The sequence below is a fragment of the Terrisporobacter sp. genome (genome assembly GCF_017888745.1).
Classification (GTDB): domain Bacteria; phylum Bacillota; class Clostridia; order Peptostreptococcales; family Peptostreptococcaceae; genus Terrisporobacter.
Genome location: NZ_JAGHFM010000151.1, coordinates 1 through 21,658 on the forward strand (window position 1 = coordinate 1; position 21,658 = coordinate 21,658).

The following is a 21,658-nucleotide window of genomic DNA, read 5'->3' on the forward strand; positions in this document are numbered from 1 at the left end:
TCTTCAAGCATATCAACTAATTTTTCCATAGCTTTAGCTTGAGCTTCATCAGATAATACTGTAGTTGTTTGAGGTATTAATTTAACATCTGCAGATACGAACTCATATCCTTTTTCTAAAAGTGCATCTCTAACTGCTGAAAAATCTTCTGGAGTTGTTATTACTTCAAATCCACCTTCTTCTGTTAATATATCATCAGCACCAGCTTCTAAAGCATCATCCATAAGTTGATCTTCAGTTACTCCATCAGCTTCAGCTATTAATATTTGTCCTTTTCTATCAAACATAAATCCAACACAACCAGTAGTTCCTAAGTTACCACCATTTTTATCGAAGTAATATCTTACATTACCCGCTGTTCTGTTTTTATTATCAGTTAATGTTTCAACTATAACAGCAACTCCACCTGGTCCATATCCTTCATATGTGTTTGAGAAGTAATCTTCTCCTCCACCAGCACTTGAACCTTTAGCAACTGCTCTATTTATATTATCATTTGGCATATTATCAGCCTTAGCTTTTTCTATAGCTGTTTTTAAAGCTGCATTATATTCTGGATCTCCTCCACCTTCTTTAGCTGCAACAGTTATAGCTCTTGCATGCTTAGTGAATACTGACGCTCTTTTTGCATCTTGTTTACCTTTTCTATTAATAATGTTACCTATACGACCCATAGTTCCACTCCTTATTTCTCATGTGTTTACATATCTAAAAATTAAATCTTATTAACACCGTAAATTTTAACATAAAAATTCAATTTAGTAAACGTATGTAATACCTTTTACTTCAATAATAAACAATTCTATATTCTATTCAAATATTGGAGGCTTTGGAGGCATATTTCTTTTATGTTCACTAATTCTATGAAGTCTATCTATTATGTCTAAATCTTTTTGAGGAACTTCATCTCTTTTTCCTTGAACAACTTTATCTATCATATCATAAGTTGTTCCCATTTCATTTTCATCAGTTTGTCCTTCCCAAAGTCCAGCTGATGGAGCTTTATTAATAACATCTTCATGCACACCAAGCTCTTTTGCCCATTCATAAACTTCTGCCTTTGTTAAATTGGCAAGTGGAATTAAATCTACTCCTCCATCTCCATACTTAGTAAAATATCCAGTATGAACTTCTGCTGCATTATCTGTTCCTACAACTAAATACCCTAAATTATTAGCAACAGTATATAAAGTACTCATTCTTATTCTAGCTCTTAAGTTTGAATCAGCAGCTCTTTCTCCATTTTCATTAAATAAATTCTTTTCTTTTAACGCATTCAAAGCCATATCTTTTATTTCAAGTTGTGGCTCTGTTAAATCAAGATCTATGTAATCTATTTCACATCCTTTGATAACTTTTAAAGCATCTTCTCTATCTTTTGGATTACTATTTATACTCATTATAACTCCTATTGAGTTACTAGGATAAGCTCGTTTAATCAAATTGCAAACTACTGCTGAATCTATACCTCCTGAAACTCCTACTACTAAGCCTTTACAGTTAGCTTCTTCAACTTTATCTCTTAACCATTGTACAGTCTTTTCAATATGTTCTCTTCTGTTCATAATTAGACCCCTTCCTTAAAATAAATTTAAGTTTATTATATCATATATCAATATTATATTTTGTATGCATTATGGAATTAACTCCAATATTAAAACATATAAATTCTATATTTTTTAAATTCAATTTTTACCTAAATAAATTTTTGTTTTCTGTAAAAACTAAATTAAAGTAGGTGAAAATTAATGAACAAACAATCATCAGATTTTAATTTTAAAAATTGTTTTATAGGTCTTTTTACAGGGTTTATAAATGGAGTTTTTGGCTCTGGAGGAGGAACCTTACTAGTTCCCATATTAAATAATATTCTAAAAGTTGAAGAACATAAATCCCACTCTACTGCCCTTGCTATAATAATCTTTTTATCAACTACTAGTTCAATAATATACATATCAAAAGGAACTTATGATGTTGGTCTAACAACCCAAGCAGCAATTGGAAGTATTATAGGTGGGATTATAGGTGCAAAACTTTTAAGCAAAGTAACAGGAAAAGTTTTAAGAATTGGATTTGGCATAGTTATGGTTATAGCCGCATTTAGGATGGTGTTTTAATGCTTGTCGGTATAATAGGTTTTTTTGCTGGAATTATTGGTGGTATGGGTATGGGTGGTGGAACTATTTTGATTCCAGCCCTTGTTTTATTTGCTAGTATTGACCCTAAACTAGCACAAAGTATAAATTTAATATCTTCTATACCCATGACAATTACAGCCTTGTTTATCCATATTAAAAATAAAAATGTTGAGTTTGGTTTAGTTGTACCTATTGCACTCTTTGGTATTGCAGGAGCAATTGCTGGCTCCCTGTTAGCGGAATACTTAAACTCAGAAATACTAAGAAAAGCTTTTGGTATATTTTTATTTTTAATAGGATTATTTGAAATAAAAAAAGGATTTTTTGACAAAAATGAAAAGTAGTAAAAAGGACTAAACTTAAATACATAAATTTAGGTTTAGTCCTTTAATTTATTTTATACTTTTTTCAAGTTGAGAAACCATAGCAAAATCTTTTATTGCATCATCATATTTACCAACATTACAAAATGCATCTCCTCTATTTTGATAAGACTTCAAATCATAGGGGTCTATTTCTATGGCTTTTGTAAAATCTTCTATAGCTTTTTCAAACTTACCTATCTCACAATAAGCTAATCCTCTATAATAGTAAGAAATAGAGCTTTCTAATAAATCTATAGACTTAGTGAAATCAATTATCGCTTCATCATATTCATCTAATTCAAGATTTACCATACCTCTGACATCATATATTCTGAATTCTTCATTATTATACTCTAATGCTTTTGTTAGATCTTCTTTTGCACCTTCCAAATCCCTTAATAATGATTTAGATGTGCCTCGATTATAATATACATTTTCATCCTTATAATTAAGATCTATTGCCTTTGTAAAATCTTCTATAGCTTCTTCATATCTCTCTAAATTATCTAAAGCCAAGCCTCTCTTATAATAAGCTTTTGCATTTTTATTATTTAAAATTATAACTTCATTAAAATCTCTAAGCGCCTCTTTGTACTCATCTATTTTTGTATAAACTAAACCTCTACCATAATAAGCTTGCTCATAATTAGGATCTATTTCTAAAGCTATATTAAAATATTCTATAGCATCATAATACTCTTCTAATAGGTAAGATGAAAATCCTGCATAATAATAGACTTCTTCAAAATCTTTATTAAGATCAATTGCTTTCTTATAATCTAATAATGCTTCTTCATGTTTTTCTAAAAGTGAATAAGATATTCCTCTATTATAATATAGTCTATCATCAAATTTTTCTAATTTTATTGCATAGGTAAAGTCCTTAATAGCGTCTTCATATCTACAAATCCTATTATAATTTCTCCCTCTATTATAGTAAGCTCCAACATCTTCTCTATCTAATTCAATAGCTTTTGAATAGGCATTTATAGCTTTGTTATATTTTTTTAGCTTACTATAACAAAACCCCATATTATAATAAGCAACTTCATAAGTATCATCTATTTCTACAGCCTTTTTGTAGCTTTCAATAGCATCATCATACTGTTTTCTTCTTGATAAACATATGCCTTTGGCTCTATAGGCCTCTTTAAAAGTACTATCTATTTCTATAATTTTATTAAAATCTCTTAAAGCATCTTCATATCTTTTATATTTAAGATATAAATCTCCTCTATAATAATAACCTATAACTTCATCATTATATTCTTTAATTATTTTATTTATATAAAATAGCTTTTCATTAATTTCTTGTTCTAGATTAACATGGTTTAATATCTCTTGTATAAAAATTTTTTTCTCTAATTCTTTAATTTTATTGTTTAATCTATTTATTTCTTCTTTATTACTGTAGATACCAATTGATTCGTGAGTTTTTTTTCTATAAAAATATAAAAATATAAATGCCATAATTAAATATATAAATAAGTTGCATATTACAATCAAAATTAAATTTCTCATAATACCCCCACCCAACTGACAGATTTTACTTTATTTAATACATAAATCTATCATCCTTATGTATAAGACTTATTAAAGTTATAGTATTAACTGTCCTTCTTTTTCTGATAAATAATATTCATCACCTATAGATATGTCTGCTGTAGCACTAGTTATGTCTATTATTCTAGATTTTAAAGACTCTACATCTTCAACCTTTGAATATACAATTATTTCAACATCTTCACCGTAAATAGTGTCTTTAACAGTAAATCCTAATGACATTATTTCATTTTGTATCTTACCTAATTGATTATATTCAATTTTAATTTTTACATCTGTATATTTTATCTTTTCTATTACAATCCCAGCACTTATACCTATTTTAGCACCTTTAGTATATGCACGAACTAGTCCTCCTGCCCCTAATTTTATACCTCCAAAATATCTTGTTACAACTACAACTACATCTCTTAAATCTTCTTTTTTTATCACTTCTAACGTAGGTATACCTGCAGTACCTTGAGGTTCTCCATCATCACTATATCTTTGGATATTCATATTTTCCCCTACAGTATATGCCCAAACATTATGAGTTGCATCTTTATGCTTTTTCTTTATTTCATTAATAAATTCTATTGCTTCTTCTTCACTTTTTATAGGCTTAGCATAACCTATAAAAGTTGATTTTTCAATTATACACTCATCTACCCCATATTTATGTAATGTCTTGTAACCACTCATGATTTCCTCCTATATCCTAAAAAAGAAAGGGATTTACCCTTTCTTTGAATTTTCCTATTTAACTATATTATACTTTACTTTGCAATTTCTGTATTACTTTTCTTTTCTTCTTTATATTTTTTATATGAAACATCAACTAATGCTTTTTCTTTACTATGAGATAACATCTCCATAGCATCCTTTATTTTAAAGAAACCACCATCTAAAAAATCTTCCCTTATTATGTATTCTGGTTTTTCAGCTTCCATAACATACCAAACTATAGCATTACAAACTTCTTGTTGTCTACTTCTTGAGAAAAATTCATACATTGTATCTCCAGCCACTACTAAAGGATAAGCATTTACACCAGTCTCATCTTTAACCCTTTCTACAGCACTATCTGCAGCCAGCTCACCCTCACGAACTTTTCCTTTTGGTAATGTCCACTCATGTCTATCATTTTTTAGTAAAAGAACTTTATTAGCATAAAAAACAACTCCACCTGAACAACGTCTTACTATCATTTTAAAATTCCTCCTATTAACCTTTAATTATTTTAATTATTTTTTGTTAAATTTCGGAGATAAATCTCTGATAACAATTAATTATTAAGTTGTATGTTACTAATATAATTGAGAACTTTGATTCTCAATAGCTTCTATTGCTTCTTCATAAGCTCTTAATACATATTCCTTTTCATAATTACTTTGTGTTGCTAGTCTTTGTAAAATTTTCAAACTATTATTATTTCCAATTATAGCTAGAGCTTTAGCACAATACTGTCTAGTTTGAGGATTAGAATCATATAAACCTTTTTCTAAACATTGTCGACTTGCTGGTGATTGAATTTTCCGAATAGCTGAATATGTAATTCTTCTAACATCTGAATGTCTATGCATTGTTAATTTATGTAATAAATCTAAATATTTATCTTCTTTTAATTCCCCTGTAGTCCATATAAGAATTATCAAGTCTTCAGCATTTTTTTCAGTTCTAATTCTTTTATAAAGCTCTCTTTTAAATTTTAACATTTTTTCATCGTCTAAACTTAATTCATAAATAAATTCAAGCCTCTCAGGTTTATCCATCTCTAGATATTTGTCTAATACATCTTTAGATGATTCTACCTCCACCTTAGACATTGATTTTATTTCTAGCTTAGCTCTAATAAGTTGATCATTTACTTCTATTATTGATATATTTCTTATTTTGCTAATTTGTGATACAGTTTTAGATTCTTTATAAAGAAGATAGGTGATAAAATAATCTTCAAGTTTATCTATATTATTCCAACTTATGTCCATTTTATTACCTATTTAAAATGTAATCCTTATATATATTATAGTCTTCTTCATCTAAATTTACATCAACAGATATACCATTTTCTTCATAATTAAAGTCATTTACATTATATTTATCTTTTATTTTACTAAATATATCTCCTCTTTCATAAGGAATTAAAAGGCTTACATTATAAGTATCTTCCATTAAAGCTTCTTCAATCATACTTAATAATTTATCCATATTTATTCCTTTTTTTGCTGAAATATATACCTTGTCTTTTTGATTTTTTGGATAAATATCAAGTTCTAATTTATCTACCTTGTTATATACTATGATTGTTTTCTTATCATCAGATTTTAAATCTTTTAATACTGATTCTGTAGTTTGCTTTTGAAGTTCATAGCTACTATTAGTAGCATCTATAACATGTAAAATTAAATCTGCATACTTTACTTCTTCCAATGTAGCTTTAAAAGCATCTACTAGGTCATGAGGAAGTTTACTTACGAACCCTACTGTATCTACAACTAAGAAGTCTCTTTTATTTGGTAATGTTGCCTTTCTTAAAGTAACATCTAATGTAGCAAATAACATGTTTTTTACGAAAACTTCTTTTTCTTCTTCATAATCTTTGTGTGTTTTTATTAATTCATTTAATAGTGTTGATTTTCCTGCATTTGTATAACCAACTAAAGCAACTATAGGAATATTTGATTTCATTCTTTGAACTCTTTGTGTTTCTCTATTCTTAGATACTTCTTTTAGCTCTCTTCTTATATCTGCTACTTTATTTAATATATGTCTTTTATCAATTTCAAGTTTTTGCTCTCCTGGTCCTCTAGTTCCTATTCCTGCACCAGTTCTACTCATCGCTCCACCCATACCATAAAGCCTAGGTAGCCTATATCTTAATTGAGCAAGCTCAACTTGCAATTTACCTTCTTTACTTAAAGCTCTTTGGGCGAATATATCTAAGATTAAAGTTGTTCTATCTATAACTTTTATGCCAACTGCTTCCTCTATATTCCTTATATGAGCACCTGATAACTCATCGTTGAAAATTACCATAGTAGCATCAGTTGCTTCACAATATTGTCTTAACTCTTCTACTTTCCCTTTTCCAACATAATAAGCTGAATCAATTGCAGGTCTATTTTGAATTAAACTTCCTACAACTTCTGCCCCTGCTGCCTTTGTTAATTCTTTTAGTTCTTCCATTGATTCATTTATATCTATATCATCTATTTTTTTTACATTAGTAGTTATATTAAGTCCTATAAGTAGGGCTCTTTCTTGCTGCTTTTCCATTTCCATATTTACACCTCTTTTATCTTAATATCTTTTATGTATAAAATTAATTATTTTCTTTAGCTTCTATTTTTTAATTAATTATACCATTAAAGTTAATCTTTAGTATAATTAAATTATCAAATACAAGGAGGTATTCTTTATATGAGTGAAAATTATAAATTCTTTAATCATAAAGAGTGTGAATTTTTCCCTTGTCATAAAACTAGCAAACCAGACGAATTTAACTGCTTATTTTGTTACTGCCCTTTATATGCTTTAGGAGATAATTGTGGTGGAAATGTAAAATATACTTCTAAAGGAGTAAAAGACTGTTCGTCATGTGGTCTTCCTCATAAAAAAGATAATTATGATTATATTATTGGAAAATTTCAAGATATTATTAATATAACTAAAAAAAATGATTAATTATGTATATTCTCTTTAAAATAAAATGATACCTATTGATTAGTATTTTAATCAATAGGTATCATTTTATTTTAGATTTTCATTTTTTTCTTTATCAATCTGTATGCAATCTGCAATAATATACTTATAAGAAGCATTATTATCAAAATAAAAATTCCTATATGAAAGAATACTTCTTGCGGAAGTATATTTATTACTGGATCAACTTCTGGATCAAAAATCCAATAATCATTTGAAAATACTATCTGATGAAATTTAATAAAAAAGTAATTAAAGTTAATCATAACTGGTATCGCTGTAATTATAGGTAATAAAATAGTCATAATAGAAGAATATTTTAAAAACTTTATGTTTCTATTTTTAATATTAAATATTATGATAACTAAAGAAATTACAAACGATATATAAAATACCTTTTTTATAAATTGAAAAATATTTCTTACTTCCTCAAAATGAATTTTTCCTTCTTTAGAGTACTTTATTGTCGGTAACTTAAACTCCCCAACAGAATTATTTAAGTTATAATCAATTAAATAATCATAGTTAAGCTTTATTTCATCTTCAGACAATCCACTCAAACTACTTATATTTAGCTTTGATATATCTTTATAATATATACTCTTGAATTTCAATCCAAGTATAACAGAGCCACTAATAATAAATATGGCTAACGAAATTGAAATCATTATATTTAATATTTTTTTCATTAACAATCCCCTTTTAAAATATAGCTTCTATTACCCTTTTTATATTTATATAATTAAACTATTTTTGTAGTGAAGTCTTCTATATTCCATACATCATCTACTATATCACTATAAAATTCTGGTTCGTGGCAAACTAAAAGAACAGTCCCTTTAAATTCTTTTATTGCTTTCTTTAACTCATCTTTAGCTTCTACATCTAAGTGGTTAGTAGGCTCATCTAGAACTAAGAAGTTTATATCTTTAAGCATTAATTTACATAATCTAACCTTAGCAGCCTCTCCTCCACTTAATACTCTAACTTGACTAGTTATGTGCTCATTTGAAAGTCCACACTTGGCTAAAGCTTGTCTTACTTCATAGTTAGTTAATACTGGGTATTCAGCCCAAACATCATCTAAAGCTGTATTATAGTTATCTTTAGAAGATTCTTGTTCAAAGTATCCTACTTCTAAATAATCACCTAATTGAACTTCACCATCAAATGGTTTTTGTATTCCAAGTAAAGTTCTTAATAAAGTAGATTTACCTATACCATTCATACCTTTTAGAGCTATCTTTTGTCCTCTTTCTAATTGGAAGTTTAACGGTTTAGTTAAAGGATCATTGTATCCAAGAACTAAATCTTTAGTCTCAAATATTATCCTAGCTGCTGCTCTAGCGTTTCTAAAGTCAAAAGTAGGTTTTATTTTTTCTTTTGGTCTTTCTAAAATTTCCATCTTATCTAAGATTTTTTGTCTAGAGTTTGCCATTCCACGAGTAGCAACTCTTGCTTTATTTCTTTGCACAAAATCTTCAAGTTTTCTTCTTTCTTCAACTTGTCTTTCATATGCACTTTCTTCTTGTCTTTTCTTAATATCTCTAAGCCTTTCGAACTCATCATAGTTTCCTTTATATCTAGTTAGTTCAGCATTTTCTATATGATAAATTACATTACATGTATTGTTTATAAATGGAACATCATGTGAAACTAAGATAAAACTATTTTCATAATCTTGAAGATATCTAGTAAGCCATACTATATGCTCTTCATCTAAATGGTTAGTAGGCTCATCTAGTATAAGTATAGTTGGACTTTCAAGTAATAACTTAGTTAAAAGTACTTTTGTTCTTTGTCCTCCACTTAAATCATCTACATCTCTATCTAATCCTATTTCTCCAAGTCCAAGACCATTTGCTACCTCTTGTATTTTTGCATCTATTGTATAGAATCCACTATTTTCTAATATTGTTTGGATTTCAGCAGTTTCTTCAAGAAGTTTTGTCATCTCCTCATCACTTGCTTCTCCCATTTTGTCGTACATTTGAAGCATTTCTTGCTCTAACTCAAACATATTTTTAAAAGCGCCTCTAAGTATGTCTTTTATTGTATTTCCTTTTTCAAGAACTGAATGTTGGTCTAAGTATCCAACTGTAGCTCTTGATGACCATTTTATATTTCCTGCATCTGGCATAAGTTTTTTTGTTATTATATTTAAAAAACTAGATTTACCTTCTCCATTTGCACCAACTAGTGCTATATGTTCTCCCTTTTTTAGTCTGAAAGATACATTTTCTAGTATAACTCTAGCTCCGAATCCATGACTGACATTTTCTACTACAAGCATTTTCACACCTCTTCATAATTTTTTTGTCTATTTATCTATACTATTATATTTCATTTTTATAAAAATGTATATTTATTATTTTTTACCTTTTTTAAATTATAAATTAACTTAAAATTTTACTTAATAACTATGCCACGTCCCCTGCCTGCAATAGTATAATTTTCAATATTTATATTGTATTATATACTAATCAAAAAAATTTTTATAATCATAAAATATTTATACTTTAACTATGTTTTTGTAAGTGATATAATCTTTTATCATGATAATAATTTAATATAATTTATAATAAACATATTTTATAAAAAGGAGGACATTTATGACTAATCCTAATCACAAATATAAAAAAGATGTCCTAAGATTTGCTACATTTATAGGTGAATTAATGTTATCTAATGGAGCTGAGACATCTAGAGTTGAAGATAGTGTAAAAAGAATATGTGCATCTAGAGGTTTCACACATATAAACGTATTTGTAGCACCAACTACTATCATCATTTCTGATGACAGGTTTGATGGATATTCATTTATGAAGGTGATAAAACACAGATGTATAAATTTAAATAAAGTTGATTTATTAAACGATTTATCAAGAAAATTTGTTAGCGATAAAAATCTAGATATAGATGAAGCAATTACTGAATTAAAGAATTTAGATGGCAATCCACCATATTCGCCGCTTATAGTAAATATTGCAACAGCGATAGGATCATCAAGCTTTGCTGTTTTAGCAGGTGGAGACGACGTAATAACATTCCTTTTAACGCTTATAACTTCTGTACTTGCTATGTTAGTCTATGATAAAGTAATGAAAATAAGTAAAGTACCTATATTTGCTACTTTAGTTGCTTCTGTAATAATTGCTGTAAGTGGGGTTGCCCTTACGGAGCTTCATGTATTAAGCAATCCTAAAATGTTGATCGTAGGTTCAATAATGCCACTTCTACCAGGGGTACCTTTTATTAAGGGTGTTAGGGACTTAATTTCTGGAGAATTAATATCTGGAGTAACTCGTGCTTTTGATGCTGGCATGATTGCAACAGCAATAGCTGCTGGTGTGGGGATTATAATAGATATATATGTAAAAATGGGAGGATCTTTATAATGATTTGGATGCCAATGTATATACACATGATATTCTCTTATGCAGCCGCAGTAGGATTTGCAGTATTTTTAAATGCACCTAGAAAAACTTTATTTATTTCTGGTGCTGTAGGAATGATTTCTTGGACTATTTATATAATCTTAATGAGGCTTAATTTTGATATGATGTTCTCTAATTTTGTAGGTGCATCAGTAGCTTCATTATTATGTGAAATATTAGCTATAAAATATAAAAAGCCTACTATACTATTTGTTGTACCAGGAATAATAACTTTAATACCAGGACTTGGACTATATAATACTATGTTTCATATCATAGAAGGAAATTATACTCTAGCTTTAGAAACTGGATCAAACGTAATGTTTGCAAGTGGTTCTATAGCACTAGGGGTAATAGTAGTTTCATCAATATTTAGAACTTATTCTAGATTTGAATACAGAAAAATTTTATCAAAATATCATAAAGATACCAAATGTAACGAAGAGTCTGCTTAAAAATATTTAAGTAGACTCTTTCTTTAATTGCATTATATAGATTTAAATTCATTTCTTTTTAACTTTTTTAAATCCTCAAAAAACATTAACATACATCCTGCTGTACTTTTTTGTGCCAATCCTATAGAACTGCATGCTATTAGATAAAATTTAGATTTACTCTCATTTATATTTTTATACATATAATCAAAACTTAATGCACTCTTAGAGTTATTTTCTACATACTCTGATACATCTTTATATACTAAAGGCTCTCCTGTAATTTTAAACCTTTTTATTTTTCTATAATTTAATTTTACATATGTCTCAAATTGTTTATGGCTATCTAATAATTTTCCTTTGGCATGTTGAGGAATGGTCAAATCTTGTATTATATGACAAAGCGCCCCAAAATAAGCCATTCCATTTATATAATCATCTTTATTTATAAAATATAATGCATTATTATAATAACTTTTAGCTAAAGTCATAGCATTGCCAAAATTTCCATACATACCTTTTTTGTATCTAGGATTATAAAAGTGAAAATAAGATTTAAAATCTTGATCTGCCCATATTAAACCTTTATTTATATATAGTTTAAAGTTATTATAAAATTCTACTTCTTCATAATAGCCATTATGTTTTAAAATATCTAATGCATTATCTTGTATAAATAAATGCACTTCACAGTCTGTATTTATTATCTTTTTTTTGATAGGATTTATTACTTTAAAAGTTTTAGATATTAATCTCCCACACATCTTTTCTACAGAATTCATTGCCACCCACATCACCTAACTTATTTAACCTGAAAATACTCTTCTACCCCATCAGCAATACTTTGCATCATTTTTCTTTGATAATCTGGATTGGACATCATTTGATCTTCATTGTAGTTACTCATAAATCCCATTTCTACTAATACCACTGGTACTTTAGACCAATTAAACCCAGTTAAATCGTCTCTTTCAAAAATTCCATTTACTTTAATCCCCGATTCATCCATTTTACTTTTAACTAAATTAGCACATTCATAACTTGCTTCAAAAATAGGAGCAGTATATTGCCCTTTTTGTGATGGAATCAAAATAGATGAGCCTGTAATTGAAGTATCATCAGAACCATCTGCATGTATTCTAATGACCATATTAGCATTTTTTTCATTTGCAAAAGTAGCTCTTTCCAAATTACTTATATTTACATCATTACTCTCTCTTGTCATAACAACTTCAAATCCCTTACTCACTAATATATGCTTTAGTACTTTAGATGCTTCTAAATTTAAAATATATTCTGGTTTTTTTGTACTTATTCCTACTGTACCTGAAGATACTCTAGCTTTTTGGTAAGGTGAGCCTGGAGCAACTTGCTCAGTTTTCCAATCTCCTTTAGATTGATGGCCTGGATCTATACATATTAAATATTTTTCTTTTTTTTCATCTAGTTTTGAATCCTTTTCATCTTTTCCATTATTTTTGTCATCCTTCGTATCAATGTTTAAGCCTGTTATTATAGATGCACTATTTTTATAAAGAGCTTTCATAGGATTCGACATACCTATAAATATAGTTCCTAAAATAATAATTGCTATTAGTGATAATTTGTATATTTTCATAACTTATCCTTTCTTTTATTCGATAAATTTTCATATATTTTATTATTTCCTACTTTTAATTTGCTTATTATATATTAATAGTTTTTTTATTTATTTTTTTACATATACATATTTATATAAACTAGTTATGGAGGTGAAATTAATCTCTCCAAATTGAGATTTCATGTATGAATAAAAATAATAAACAAAAATCTTCATCTAAAAATAATCGTAATTCTTGTTCCAGTAAATCTTCATGTAACTCAAATAATAAAAAAAACAACTCAAAACTTTGTTGCTTTAGTTACATAGATTACATAGTTCTAGCTTCTGCATTAGCAGTTGGATTAGCAGAAGAACTATCTGATACAGATCTTGGAATATTATCTACCTTCTTTGCTGTACTTTCTGATGAGCTAGCATTAATTACAACTGTCAATGGTTGTAATTCTGAAGAAGATGAACTGAATTTTGTTCCTCCTGTGCCAGATATAGCTTTAACATCATCTACATCTAAAAAGAAAAACAATACTAAAAAAAATATAAAAAAAAAGAAATAAAAACACTTATTGGAAAATTAATAGTGATTTTATTTCTTTTTATTTTTTTATTTGTCTTAATTTAGCCATTTTAAAATATCCTTTGTATTTTTATGAAATCTACGGCCTTACTGAAACTCATTTCCAAGGATTAAAACATTAATAATGTACAAGATAATATTAAAGCACCAAATCAATCAACTTAGAAAGAAGGTGTTTTATATTATTAATAAATTAAATAAAAGTAAAGTTTCTAAAAAAATCAAATATAAATTTAATGGATTAACTTTAATATTTTTTTATATTTTTCTATATTTTTTCACAAATAATTTTATTTATTCACAAAGTATAGAAGAAAATAATAATGAATACCTTATACCCATGGGAAATATATTACAAATCGATGCGGAACTAAAAAATTTAATAGTTAGAAATGAAGTTGATAATTCTCCTCTAAAAATAGGTGATTCTATTTTGAAAATAGAAAATAAAAATATCAACTCTTATGAAGATTTTAATAAAACTATTTCTTCTTTAAATAGATCTGATGATATTTCTATTTTAATAAGAAGAGAAAGTTCTATTTTTAGTCTTAAATGTGATAGAAACTCATTAGAAAAAACTAATTTTAATAATTTAATTTCTGGTTTCGCAACATTAACTTATATAAATCCTAATACGAAACAATTTGGTGCTGTAGCTCATCCTATTAATATAGGAGGAACAAAAAAAATACCTATAAAAAAAGGATCTATTTCTTTTACAGATAATTTAAATATAAAAAAATCTTCTAAGGGCAATGTGGGATGTATAAGTGCAACTAAGAATAATATTATAGGAGAATTTAATAAGAATAGTGATTTTGGTATAAAAGGTACGATAAATAATATTGATTTATCTAAGTATAAAAAATATAAAGTAGCTTCTATAGAAGAAGTTAAGTTAGGTAAAGCTCAAATTATATTACAAGATGTTAACAATCAATGTAAAAAGTATGATATAGAAATAATAAATATAGAGCACCAACGTAAACCAGATTCAAAAGGTATAAAAATAAAAATTACTGACCCTGAATTATTACAAAAAACAGGTGGTATTGTTCAAGGTATGAGTGGAACTCCCATAATACAAGATAATAAAATTGTTGGAGCTGTATCTCATGCTCTAGAAAATAATCCAAGTTTAGGATATGGTGTATATATTCAATGGATGATTAATTAAAAAATATAGGACTGTTTATCAGTCCTATATTTTTTAATTATGTATTATCCTTATTATTCCTAAAAAAATATATTTTATTTATTATTTTAAATTTTATATAATAAGACAATAATCATAATATAATTTATAATGAAATAAATATTTTTTATTTTAAGGTAGAAAATATACTTAAATACCGTTAATAAGATATTTTTCAATATAAATATTCTTCCAAATACTGTATAATAAAATTTTTTACTTTATTATTCGTATACTATAAATGTATAATTATATTGTATCATTAATAAAGGTTAATATTAACATCTATGATAGTTTATAAAAATCCTTAAATATGTTATAATTATTCATTAAAATAAGGAGGTTAATCTTATGGGAAGAGATAATCGAGATGATAGAAATAAAATTAAGAGAAGAAAAGTAAGCTCTTCAGATAAAAACAACACACAACAAGTCTCGAGTAATTCTAACAACTCGGGTAGTTCTAAGAGAAAGAAAACAACATCTTCTAAGACAAAATCTACAAGATTCAAAGGTGTAAAAACCTTAGGGGTAGTTTTCTTAGTACTATTAGTAGTAGGTGTGGCTGTTACTTCTGGAATTGTTTTCGCCTCTCTAAGAGACACAGTAACTGTTAATAAAGCTTATTTAGAAAAAGGAACTTACCAAACTTCAGAAATATATTATTCTGATGGAAAACTTTTAGCAAAACCTAAAACTGCTAATAAAAAAGAACCTGTAAAAACATTAAGTGGAATAGATAAGGATTTACAGAATGCTCTTGTTGCAGCAGAAGATGAACGTTTTTACGAGCATAATGGTGTAGATATCAAAGGTTTAACTCGTTCAGTTGTTTACACACTTTTAGGTAAAACACAAGGTGGTTCTACAATACCAATGCAGGTTTCTAAGATGTTAATAACCTCTCAAGAAAAAAGTATAACTCGTAAAATAAAAGATATATATTATGCATATGAAATGAGTAAAACTGTAGATAAAGAGGATATCTTGTTAGCTTACCTTAATAATTTCTATGTTGGAAGAGGTCTATATGGAGCTGAAGCTGGAGCTAAAGGATATTTTAGTAAATCTGCTGATGATTTAACACCTGGTGAGGCTGCACTATTAATGGCAGCAACAAACAATCCAGCTAGATATACACCTTACACCCCAAATAAGTTAGATGGATCTGAGACTAAAGAAGATTTAGAAAATAAATTAATATTTGCAGTCAATACTACAGATGATAGTTGGGATGAGCCAACTGATGTAGAGCTACAAATGGTAGATAAATTATATGCTTGGGGGTTAATTCCTGATAAAGACACATATAACCAATTAAAAGGTAAGACTATGATTGTTAGAAAAGCAGTACCTAATGAAAAAGCTAAAGAAAAGCAAAAAAGTATATTAGCTAAAATGTTAAGATTAGGTTATATTACTCAAGAACAATATGATGAAGAAGTAGCTAAGCCTATAGAGGTTAAGTTATCTGTATCAACAGAAAGCAAAGGATCTTCTGTTGAGGATTATATATACACAGAAGTAGTGGATGCTTTCATGGAGCAAGGGTATACAAAAGAAGAAGCAAGTAACTTATATTATAATGGCGGACTTAGAATTTACACTACTATAGATTCAGGAATGCAACAGAATCTAGAAAAACAATATAATGATGATAATAATTTTCCTAATCCTATCTCAGGTCAAAATGGTATTGTTCAACCACAATCAGGGATGGTTATATTAGATTATAGGACTGGACAAATTAAGTCATTAATTGGTGGTAGACATATTAAAACTAGAGGTGGTATAAATAGAGCTACAACACCTGTACAACCAGGATCTACTATAAAACCTTTATCAGTTTATACTCCAGCTATAGACACTTTAAAAACTACTCAATCTAACGTATTTAGCGATAAGCGTGGTGGATATAGATTTAATCATAATGGCTGGAATCCATCAACTACTACCCCTGGTACAAGTAATATGAGTGTAAGAAAAGCATTAGCCTTTTCTTCAAATACAATAGCTGTTAAAACTGCAGAAACTCTTGGAGACACATACGATGAATGTATAGATATAATGATAAATTATCTTAAAGACTTCGGTATAACTAGTGTAGTAGACAGTAAAACTAAAGAACAAAGTTCAACTGATAGATATTTCCCATCTTTGACATTAGGTGGTATGGTAAAAGGTATATCTCCTCTTGAAATGGCTGCAGCTTACGGTACATTAGCTAATGGAGGTAATTATATTGAGCCAACAGTATACACTACTATAACTACTTATGATGGACAGTTATTAGTAAAGGCTAATCCAGAACAACATAAAGTTGTAGATGAAGAAGTAGCATATGTTATAACAGACATGCTTCAAGCAGTTATTACAGAAGGTACTGGTAAAGCAGCATCTTTAGGTGGAATGCCTGTAGCAGGTAAAACTGGTACAACAAATGATTCTTTAGATATTTGGTTTGTTGGATACACTCCATATTATGTAGGAGCAACATATATTGCTGATGATGCACAAAAAGATGATGATGGTAATAACATTAAAAGAAGAGGTCAAGGTTCAAGTTCAGCAGCTGCTAGACTTTGGGCTAAAGTAATGGGTCCTATACATCAAAACCTTACAAAGACTAAATTTACAGTCCCTGATGGAGTTTACTTTACAAAAATTAATTTAGATGATGGTGGTACTTCATCTTATGGAGTAAGTGCTGCATTTGTTGAGGGAACATATCCTTCAAGAGCATCATCATATCAAGCTCCTTCTACTCAAGAAACTGAAGAAGAAGAAGATACCGAAAATCCAAACGAGTCTGGTGACGGTTCTAACCCACCAGAAGATGAAAGTCAAACACCAAATGAAGGCGAAAATCAAACGCCTCCATCTGATAATAATAATAATAATAATAATAATAGCGGTAACAATAATAGTGGAGAAGGTGGTACTAATCAACCTACAGATAATATACCACCTACAAATAACACAACTCCTGAAACTCAACAATAAAATAAAAAATCTTCCTTATATTCTAAGGAAGATTTTTTATTTTAGATAATTAATCAAGGCTTTGACTTAGGATTAAATATTACAGATACTATATATCCAAAAAATACAGCCGCTGCTATACCTCCCGCTGTAGCAGTTACACCACCTGTAAATACTCCTAAAAATCCATCTTTTTCTATTGCTTTCATTACACCTTTGCCTAAAGAATAACCAAATCCTATTATAGGAACTGTAGCCCCCGCTCCACCAAAATTTACAATTTTCTCATATATTCCTAAAAAGGTTAATATTGTACCTGTTGTAACATAAGTAACCATAACATATGGTGTTTGCATCTTAAAGTAATCCATCATTATTTGAGCTATTAAACAAATAAGTCCACCAACAAAAAATACTTTTATATAATCTAGTAACATCTCTTATACCTCCTACTCATTAACAATTACTACTGCATGTGCAACAGATGGTATAGTTTGATTTTGAAGAGAACTTGTTGGAGATAATAATGCCCCTGTAGATACTAACATAACTTTATTAAATTCTTTTTTCATTAATTTTTCATATATATATGCACAAAATACTGTAGCAGAACATCCACAACCACTTCCACCACAATGCACATCTTGATTTTCTAAATCAAATATTTCTAATCCACAATCTGTATATACTTTAGAAATATTTACTTTCATTTCTTTTAATATATCTAATAAAATTTGTTTTCCTATTTTACCTAAATCTCCTGTAGCAATTAAATCAAAGCTATTTGGATCATCTTTTGTATCATTAAAATAAGAATATATAGTATCAGCTGCTGCTGGTGCCATTGCAGCACCCATATTATTAGCATCATCAATTCCTTTATCAATTACCTTACCAGGAACTATATACTTGACCTTAGGTCCATTACCTTCCTTAGCTAATAATAATCCTCCTGCTCCTGTTACTGTCCATTGAGCTGTCATTGGCTTTTGATTTCCAAGCTCTAGTGGGAATCTAAATTGTCTTTCAGCTGTGCAATAATGGCTTGATGCACCAGTTAAAACATAATCTGCATATCCACCATCTATAGCCATTGAGCCTAAACATAGACTCTCCGACATTGTAGAACATGCTCCATACAAACCAAAAAATGGTATAGCTAAATCACGTGCTGCAAATGATGATGGAAATATTTGATTAATTAAATCACCGCCATATAGCAAATTAATATCACTAAGTTTTTTATGTGCTTTTTTAACATTCATCTCCATTACAGTTTTAACCATTTTACTTTCAGCTAGCTCCCACGTTTTCTCTCCATACAGATCATCTGTTAATATTAAATCAAATTTATCTTTTAAAGGACCCTCCCCTTCTTTTGGACCAACTACAGAAGATGCTGCTATTATAGTTGGTAAATTATTTAGTTTTATAGTTCTTTGTCCAATTCTTTTTTTTATCATTATTTCACATCCTTAAAACGTCAATATATTAAACTTTATGGAAGCATCTTGATAATATAATAAATTAATCCACATAATATAGAGGATGAAATCCCGTAAACTAACACAGGTCCTGCTATCTTAAATAAATTCGCTCCAACACCTAATACATATCCTTCTTTTTTAAATTCCATAGCTGGAGAAACTATGGAGTTGGCAAATCCTGTTATAGGGATTATAGAACCTGCTCCTGCACGCTTTCCTATCAAATCATATACTCCTAATCCTGTTAGAAATGCACCTATAAATATCAATGTCATTGATGTTGCAGATGTTGCTGCTAATTTATCTAAACCCATAAAATTCATATAAAAATCATTGATTCCCTGCCCTATACAACAGATTATTCCACCTACTATAAATGCTAAGACACCGTTTTTGAAATAAGTAGGCTTTGGACTTATTTTATCAACATATTCCTTATATTCATTTTTATTAGATTTCATAATAGACATATAATTTCCCTCCTATCTTTATAGAACTTTAAATTACTTCTTAATTAGTATTTGGAAAAATGTAAAAATTAAACTATAATTCTAAAAAAAAAACTCCTTTTATTAAATCAAAGGAGTTTTTTCATTCATTTTATTAACATATATACGATTTTAACTTCATCAATACTTTCTTTTCGATTCGAGATACTTGAACTTGAGATATTTTAAGTATATCTCCTATTTCACTTTGTGTTTTGTCTTCAAAATATCTCAACATAATAATTTGACGTTCTCTTTTTTCTAATTTCCCTAATACTTCTTTTAAAAGTATATTATCAATAACCTTCTCTTCTTCATTTTCACCTTTTAAACTTATTTTATCTATTAAACATATAGGAGAACCTTCTTCTTCATGTATAACACCATGCAAATATTCTACAGAGAAATTTGCCTCCATAGCCATAACTAAATCTTCTTTTTCCACATCTAATTCATTTGCAATTTCTTCCACAGTAGGCTCTCTTCCAAATTTTTTAGTTAAAAATTCACTTTGTGATTTAGCCTTAATAGCTAATTGTTTAAGAGATCTTGACACTTTAACCATCCCATCATCTCTTAAATATCTTTTTATTTCACCAAGTATCATCGGTACTGCATATGTAGAAAATTTTACATTAAATGTAGGATCAAACTTATAAATTGCTTTAATAAGTCCTATTGATCCTAATTGAAATAAATCATCTCTTTCATACCCTATATTAGAAAATTTAGATACAACACTTCTGACTAATCCCAAGTTGTTTGATATGAGCACTTCCTTAGCTTCCTCATCACCCTTTTGGGCCCTTTCTAATAGCTCTAAGGTTTCTTCATGACTAAGTAAGTGTCTTTTTTCTTCTTTTTTAGCAGCTACACTCATATTCAAACCTCTATCCTTTTATCTTATTTAGGTAATTCTATAGTTTTAGTCATCACTACCTTAGTTCCCTCACCTTTTATGGAAACTACATTTAATTCATCCATAAAGCTTTCCATAAATGAGAATCCCATTCCCGATCTTTCTAGCTCGGGTTTAGATGTATACATAGGTTGCATCGCCTGCTCAATATCTTCTATTCCATTGCCTCTATCTTCAACTACTACCTTTATTGTTCTATCTTTCATCTCACATCTTAAATATACAAATTTAGATTCATCTTCATCATATCCGTGAATTATAGCATTTGTAACAGCTTCTGATACAGCTGTTTTTATATCAGATATTTCATCTAATGTTGGATCTAATTTTGCTGCAAAAGATGCAACTATTACCCTAGATAAACTTTCATTTTCTGATTTAGCTGAAAATTTTACCTCTAAAATATTATTCATTTTAAAAGTTCCCCCTTTAATAATTAAGAATTTATTGCATCTTCAAAAGTGTCATAAATATCGATTATTTTACTCATCCCAGATAAATTAAATATTTTTTCAACTCTAGAATTCATATTTATCACAGATACTCTACCGCCATGATTTACAATTTTTTTATATCTTCCTATTATTACACCAATTCCAGAAGAGTCCATAAAGTTGACATATTGAAAATCAAATATAATATATGAAATTTGTTTTTTCATTAAAATTGCATCAACTTCTTCTCTTACTTCTCTAGCTATATGATGGTCAAGCTCTGTAGATAAAATTTCAACTAATAATGTTTTATCTTCTAGATAGCATTTAATCATTTGTTTTCCCCCCTAGTATT

The 21,658-nt window shown here is 28.4% G+C and carries 25 protein-coding genes; 8 read left to right on the plus strand and 17 right to left on the minus strand.

Annotated elements, in window-relative coordinates:
* Nucleotides 1-674, minus strand: a 674-nt coding sequence (locus tag J7G74_RS07375; protein ID WP_297133614.1) for a YebC/PmpR family DNA-binding transcriptional regulator, incomplete at its 3' end; no start/stop codon positions are given.
* Between the two features lie 135 nt (nucleotides 675-809).
* On the minus strand, nucleotides 810-1,568 hold the full coding sequence (gene nadE, locus J7G74_RS07380; protein WP_443081648.1) for an NAD(+) synthase: 759 nt from the start codon (nucleotides 1,566-1,568) through the stop codon (nucleotides 810-812).
* 180 nt (nucleotides 1,569-1,748) lie between these two features.
* On the opposite strand from nadE, the gene J7G74_RS07385 reads away from it, so the two are divergent.
* Together J7G74_RS07385 and J7G74_RS07390 are read left to right on the plus strand one after the other, a co-directional pair.
* A complete protein-coding gene (locus J7G74_RS07385) occupies nucleotides 1,749-2,117 on the plus strand; it encodes a sulfite exporter TauE/SafE family protein (protein ID WP_297133617.1) in 369 nt (122 codons plus the stop codon).
* Nucleotides 2,117-2,482: a sulfite exporter TauE/SafE family protein gene (locus J7G74_RS07390; protein WP_297133620.1), complete on the plus strand. Its 366-nt coding sequence runs from the start codon at nucleotides 2,117-2,119 to the stop codon at nucleotides 2,480-2,482. The genes J7G74_RS07385 and J7G74_RS07390 overlap by 1 nt, the downstream gene beginning before the upstream one ends.
* 48 nt (nucleotides 2,483-2,530) lie before the next feature.
* Here J7G74_RS07390 and J7G74_RS07395 read toward each other — a convergent pair whose 3' ends face one another.
* The 5 genes from J7G74_RS07395 to hflX form a co-directional block, all read right to left on the minus strand.
* Complete coding sequence (locus J7G74_RS07395) at nucleotides 2,531-4,024, minus strand: tetratricopeptide repeat protein (RefSeq protein ID WP_297133622.1); 1,494 nt, start codon at nucleotides 4,022-4,024, stop codon at nucleotides 2,531-2,533.
* Between the two features lie 78 nt (nucleotides 4,025-4,102).
* The gene (locus tag J7G74_RS07400; protein ID WP_297133623.1) at nucleotides 4,103-4,747 is read right to left on the minus strand and encodes a YigZ family protein; all 645 of its coding nucleotides are present in this window, start codon (nucleotides 4,745-4,747) and stop codon (nucleotides 4,103-4,105) included.
* Nucleotides 4,748-4,821: 74 nt separating this feature from the next.
* The gene (locus J7G74_RS07405; protein ID WP_297133625.1) at nucleotides 4,822-5,253 is read right to left on the minus strand and encodes an NUDIX domain-containing protein; all 432 of its coding nucleotides are present in this window, start codon (nucleotides 5,251-5,253) and stop codon (nucleotides 4,822-4,824) included.
* 99 nt (nucleotides 5,254-5,352) lie between these two features.
* Nucleotides 5,353-6,033 (minus strand): HEAT repeat domain-containing protein, encoded by a 681-nt coding sequence (locus tag J7G74_RS07410; RefSeq protein ID WP_297133627.1) that lies wholly within the window; start codon nucleotides 6,031-6,033, stop codon nucleotides 5,353-5,355.
* Nucleotides 6,034-6,037: 4 nt separating this feature from the next.
* Nucleotides 6,038-7,321 (minus strand): GTPase HflX, encoded by a 1,284-nt coding sequence (hflX, locus tag J7G74_RS07415; protein WP_297133672.1) that lies wholly within the window; start codon nucleotides 7,319-7,321, stop codon nucleotides 6,038-6,040.
* A 144-nt stretch (nucleotides 7,322-7,465) separates the two neighbouring features.
* Here hflX and J7G74_RS07420 point away from each other — a divergent pair, with 144 nt between their 5' ends.
* Entirely contained in the window at nucleotides 7,466-7,729 is a 264-nt protein-coding gene (locus J7G74_RS07420; RefSeq protein WP_297133628.1) for a cysteine-rich small domain-containing protein, read from the plus strand.
* Nucleotides 7,730-7,800: 71 nt separating this feature from the next.
* Here J7G74_RS07420 and J7G74_RS07425 read toward each other — a convergent pair whose 3' ends face one another.
* Both J7G74_RS07425 and J7G74_RS07430 read right to left on the minus strand, forming a co-directional pair.
* Nucleotides 7,801-8,436 carry a TIGR01906 family membrane protein gene (locus J7G74_RS07425; RefSeq protein ID WP_297133629.1) on the minus strand — a complete coding sequence of 212 codons (636 nt, stop codon included), beginning with the start codon at nucleotides 8,434-8,436 and terminating at the stop codon, nucleotides 7,801-7,803.
* A 53-nt stretch (nucleotides 8,437-8,489) separates the two neighbouring features.
* Nucleotides 8,490-10,046 carry an ABC-F family ATP-binding cassette domain-containing protein gene (locus tag J7G74_RS07430; protein WP_297133631.1) on the minus strand — a complete coding sequence of 519 codons (1,557 nt, stop codon included), beginning with the start codon at nucleotides 10,044-10,046 and terminating at the stop codon, nucleotides 8,490-8,492.
* A gap of 313 nt (nucleotides 10,047-10,359) precedes the next feature.
* On the opposite strand from J7G74_RS07430, the gene J7G74_RS07435 reads away from it, so the two are divergent.
* Nucleotides 10,360-11,145 carry a threonine/serine exporter family protein gene (locus tag J7G74_RS07435; protein ID WP_297133633.1) on the plus strand — a complete coding sequence of 262 codons (786 nt, stop codon included), beginning with the start codon at nucleotides 10,360-10,362 and terminating at the stop codon, nucleotides 11,143-11,145.
* The gene (locus tag J7G74_RS07440; RefSeq protein ID WP_297133636.1) at nucleotides 11,145-11,639 is read left to right on the plus strand and encodes a threonine/serine exporter family protein; all 495 of its coding nucleotides are present in this window, start codon (nucleotides 11,145-11,147) and stop codon (nucleotides 11,637-11,639) included. The genes J7G74_RS07435 and J7G74_RS07440 overlap by 1 nt, the downstream gene beginning before the upstream one ends.
* A 32-nt stretch (nucleotides 11,640-11,671) precedes the next feature.
* Here J7G74_RS07440 and J7G74_RS07445 read toward each other — a convergent pair whose 3' ends face one another.
* Nucleotides 11,672-12,400, minus strand: coding sequence for a zinc dependent phospholipase C family protein (locus tag J7G74_RS07445; RefSeq protein WP_297133638.1), 729 nt, complete (start codon nucleotides 12,398-12,400; stop codon nucleotides 11,672-11,674).
* 20 nt (nucleotides 12,401-12,420) lie between these two features.
* Complete coding sequence (locus J7G74_RS07450; RefSeq protein ID WP_297133640.1) at nucleotides 12,421-13,236, minus strand: N-acetylmuramoyl-L-alanine amidase family protein; 816 nt, start codon at nucleotides 13,234-13,236, stop codon at nucleotides 12,421-12,423.
* A 167-nt stretch (nucleotides 13,237-13,403) separates the two neighbouring features.
* Here J7G74_RS07450 and J7G74_RS07455 point away from each other — a divergent pair, with 167 nt between their 5' ends.
* From J7G74_RS07455 to J7G74_RS07465, 3 genes are all read left to right on the plus strand, one after another.
* Entirely contained in the window at nucleotides 13,404-13,775 is a 372-nt protein-coding gene (locus J7G74_RS07455; RefSeq protein WP_297133642.1) for a hypothetical protein, read from the plus strand.
* A gap of 360 nt (nucleotides 13,776-14,135) precedes the next feature.
* Nucleotides 14,136-14,975 (plus strand): SpoIVB peptidase S55 domain-containing protein, encoded by an 840-nt coding sequence (locus tag J7G74_RS07460; protein WP_297133643.1) that lies wholly within the window; start codon nucleotides 14,136-14,138, stop codon nucleotides 14,973-14,975.
* 369 nt (nucleotides 14,976-15,344) lie between these two features.
* The gene (locus J7G74_RS07465) at nucleotides 15,345-17,996 is read left to right on the plus strand and encodes a transglycosylase domain-containing protein (protein ID WP_297133644.1); all 2,652 of its coding nucleotides are present in this window, start codon (nucleotides 15,345-15,347) and stop codon (nucleotides 17,994-17,996) included.
* A gap of 53 nt (nucleotides 17,997-18,049) precedes the next feature.
* On the opposite strand, the gene spoVAE is transcribed toward J7G74_RS07465, so the two are convergent.
* The 6 genes from spoVAE to spoIIAA form a co-directional block, all read right to left on the minus strand.
* Nucleotides 18,050-18,412, minus strand: a complete 363-nt coding sequence (gene spoVAE / locus J7G74_RS07470) for a stage V sporulation protein AE (RefSeq protein WP_297133646.1) — start codon at nucleotides 18,410-18,412, stop codon at nucleotides 18,050-18,052.
* A gap of 12 nt (nucleotides 18,413-18,424) precedes the next feature.
* The gene (gene spoVAD / locus J7G74_RS07475) at nucleotides 18,425-19,438 is read right to left on the minus strand and encodes a stage V sporulation protein AD (protein WP_297133649.1); all 1,014 of its coding nucleotides are present in this window, start codon (nucleotides 19,436-19,438) and stop codon (nucleotides 18,425-18,427) included.
* Nucleotides 19,439-19,473: 35 nt separating this feature from the next.
* The gene (gene spoVAC, locus J7G74_RS07480; protein WP_297133651.1) at nucleotides 19,474-19,932 is read right to left on the minus strand and encodes a stage V sporulation protein AC; all 459 of its coding nucleotides are present in this window, start codon (nucleotides 19,930-19,932) and stop codon (nucleotides 19,474-19,476) included.
* A 133-nt stretch (nucleotides 19,933-20,065) separates the two neighbouring features.
* Nucleotides 20,066-20,830 carry an RNA polymerase sporulation sigma factor SigF gene (sigF, locus tag J7G74_RS07485; RefSeq protein WP_297133654.1) on the minus strand — a complete coding sequence of 255 codons (765 nt, stop codon included), beginning with the start codon at nucleotides 20,828-20,830 and terminating at the stop codon, nucleotides 20,066-20,068.
* A gap of 23 nt (nucleotides 20,831-20,853) precedes the next feature.
* A complete protein-coding gene (spoIIAB, locus tag J7G74_RS07490; RefSeq protein WP_297133656.1) occupies nucleotides 20,854-21,282 on the minus strand; it encodes an anti-sigma F factor in 429 nt (142 codons plus the stop codon).
* 23 nt (nucleotides 21,283-21,305) lie between these two features.
* Nucleotides 21,306-21,638 carry an anti-sigma F factor antagonist gene (gene spoIIAA, locus J7G74_RS07495; RefSeq protein ID WP_297133659.1) on the minus strand — a complete coding sequence of 111 codons (333 nt, stop codon included), beginning with the start codon at nucleotides 21,636-21,638 and terminating at the stop codon, nucleotides 21,306-21,308.
* Nucleotides 21,639-21,658: the final 20 nt, after the last annotated feature.

Bases quoted from the DNA above. Each gene is read 5' to 3' on its own strand.
- J7G74_RS07385 (WP_297133617.1), top strand. From the start codon at position 1,749: ATGAACAAACAATCATCAGATTTTAATTTTAAAAATTGTTTTATAGGT.
- J7G74_RS07390 (WP_297133620.1), top strand. From the start codon at position 2,117: ATGCTTGTCGGTATAATAGGTTTTTTTGCTGGAATTATTGGTGGTATG.
- J7G74_RS07395 (WP_297133622.1), bottom strand. From the start codon at position 4,024: ATGAGAAATTTAATTTTGATTGTAATATGCAACTTATTTATATATTTA.
- J7G74_RS07400 (WP_297133623.1), bottom strand. From the start codon at position 4,747: ATGAGTGGTTACAAGACATTACATAAATATGGGGTAGATGAGTGTATA.
- J7G74_RS07405 (WP_297133625.1), bottom strand. From the start codon at position 5,253: ATGATAGTAAGACGTTGTTCAGGTGGAGTTGTTTTTTATGCTAATAAA.
- J7G74_RS07410 (WP_297133627.1), bottom strand. From the start codon at position 6,033: ATGGACATAAGTTGGAATAATATAGATAAACTTGAAGATTATTTTATC.
- hflX (WP_297133672.1), bottom strand. From the start codon at position 7,321: ATGGAAAAGCAGCAAGAAAGAGCCCTACTTATAGGACTTAATATAACT.
- J7G74_RS07420 (WP_297133628.1), top strand. From the start codon at position 7,466: ATGAGTGAAAATTATAAATTCTTTAATCATAAAGAGTGTGAATTTTTC.
- J7G74_RS07425 (WP_297133629.1), bottom strand. From the start codon at position 8,436: ATGAAAAAAATATTAAATATAATGATTTCAATTTCGTTAGCCATATTT.
- J7G74_RS07435 (WP_297133633.1), top strand. From the start codon at position 10,360: ATGACTAATCCTAATCACAAATATAAAAAAGATGTCCTAAGATTTGCT.
- J7G74_RS07440 (WP_297133636.1), top strand. From the start codon at position 11,145: ATGATTTGGATGCCAATGTATATACACATGATATTCTCTTATGCAGCC.
- J7G74_RS07445 (WP_297133638.1), bottom strand. From the start codon at position 12,400: ATGAATTCTGTAGAAAAGATGTGTGGGAGATTAATATCTAAAACTTTT.
- J7G74_RS07450 (WP_297133640.1), bottom strand. From the start codon at position 13,236: ATGAAAATATACAAATTATCACTAATAGCAATTATTATTTTAGGAACT.
- J7G74_RS07455 (WP_297133642.1), top strand. From the start codon at position 13,404: ATGAATAAAAATAATAAACAAAAATCTTCATCTAAAAATAATCGTAAT.
- J7G74_RS07460 (WP_297133643.1), top strand. From the start codon at position 14,136: ATGGGAAATATATTACAAATCGATGCGGAACTAAAAAATTTAATAGTT.
- J7G74_RS07465 (WP_297133644.1), top strand. From the start codon at position 15,345: ATGGGAAGAGATAATCGAGATGATAGAAATAAAATTAAGAGAAGAAAA.
- spoVAE (WP_297133646.1), bottom strand. From the start codon at position 18,412: ATGTTACTAGATTATATAAAAGTATTTTTTGTTGGTGGACTTATTTGT.
- spoVAD (WP_297133649.1), bottom strand. From the start codon at position 19,438: ATGATAAAAAAAAGAATTGGACAAAGAACTATAAAACTAAATAATTTA.
- spoVAC (WP_297133651.1), bottom strand. From the start codon at position 19,932: ATGTCTATTATGAAATCTAATAAAAATGAATATAAGGAATATGTTGAT.
- sigF (WP_297133654.1), bottom strand. From the start codon at position 20,830: ATGAGTGTAGCTGCTAAAAAAGAAGAAAAAAGACACTTACTTAGTCAT.
- spoIIAB (WP_297133656.1), bottom strand. From the start codon at position 21,282: ATGAATAATATTTTAGAGGTAAAATTTTCAGCTAAATCAGAAAATGAA.
- spoIIAA (WP_297133659.1), bottom strand. From the start codon at position 21,638: ATGATTAAATGCTATCTAGAAGATAAAACATTATTAGTTGAAATTTTA.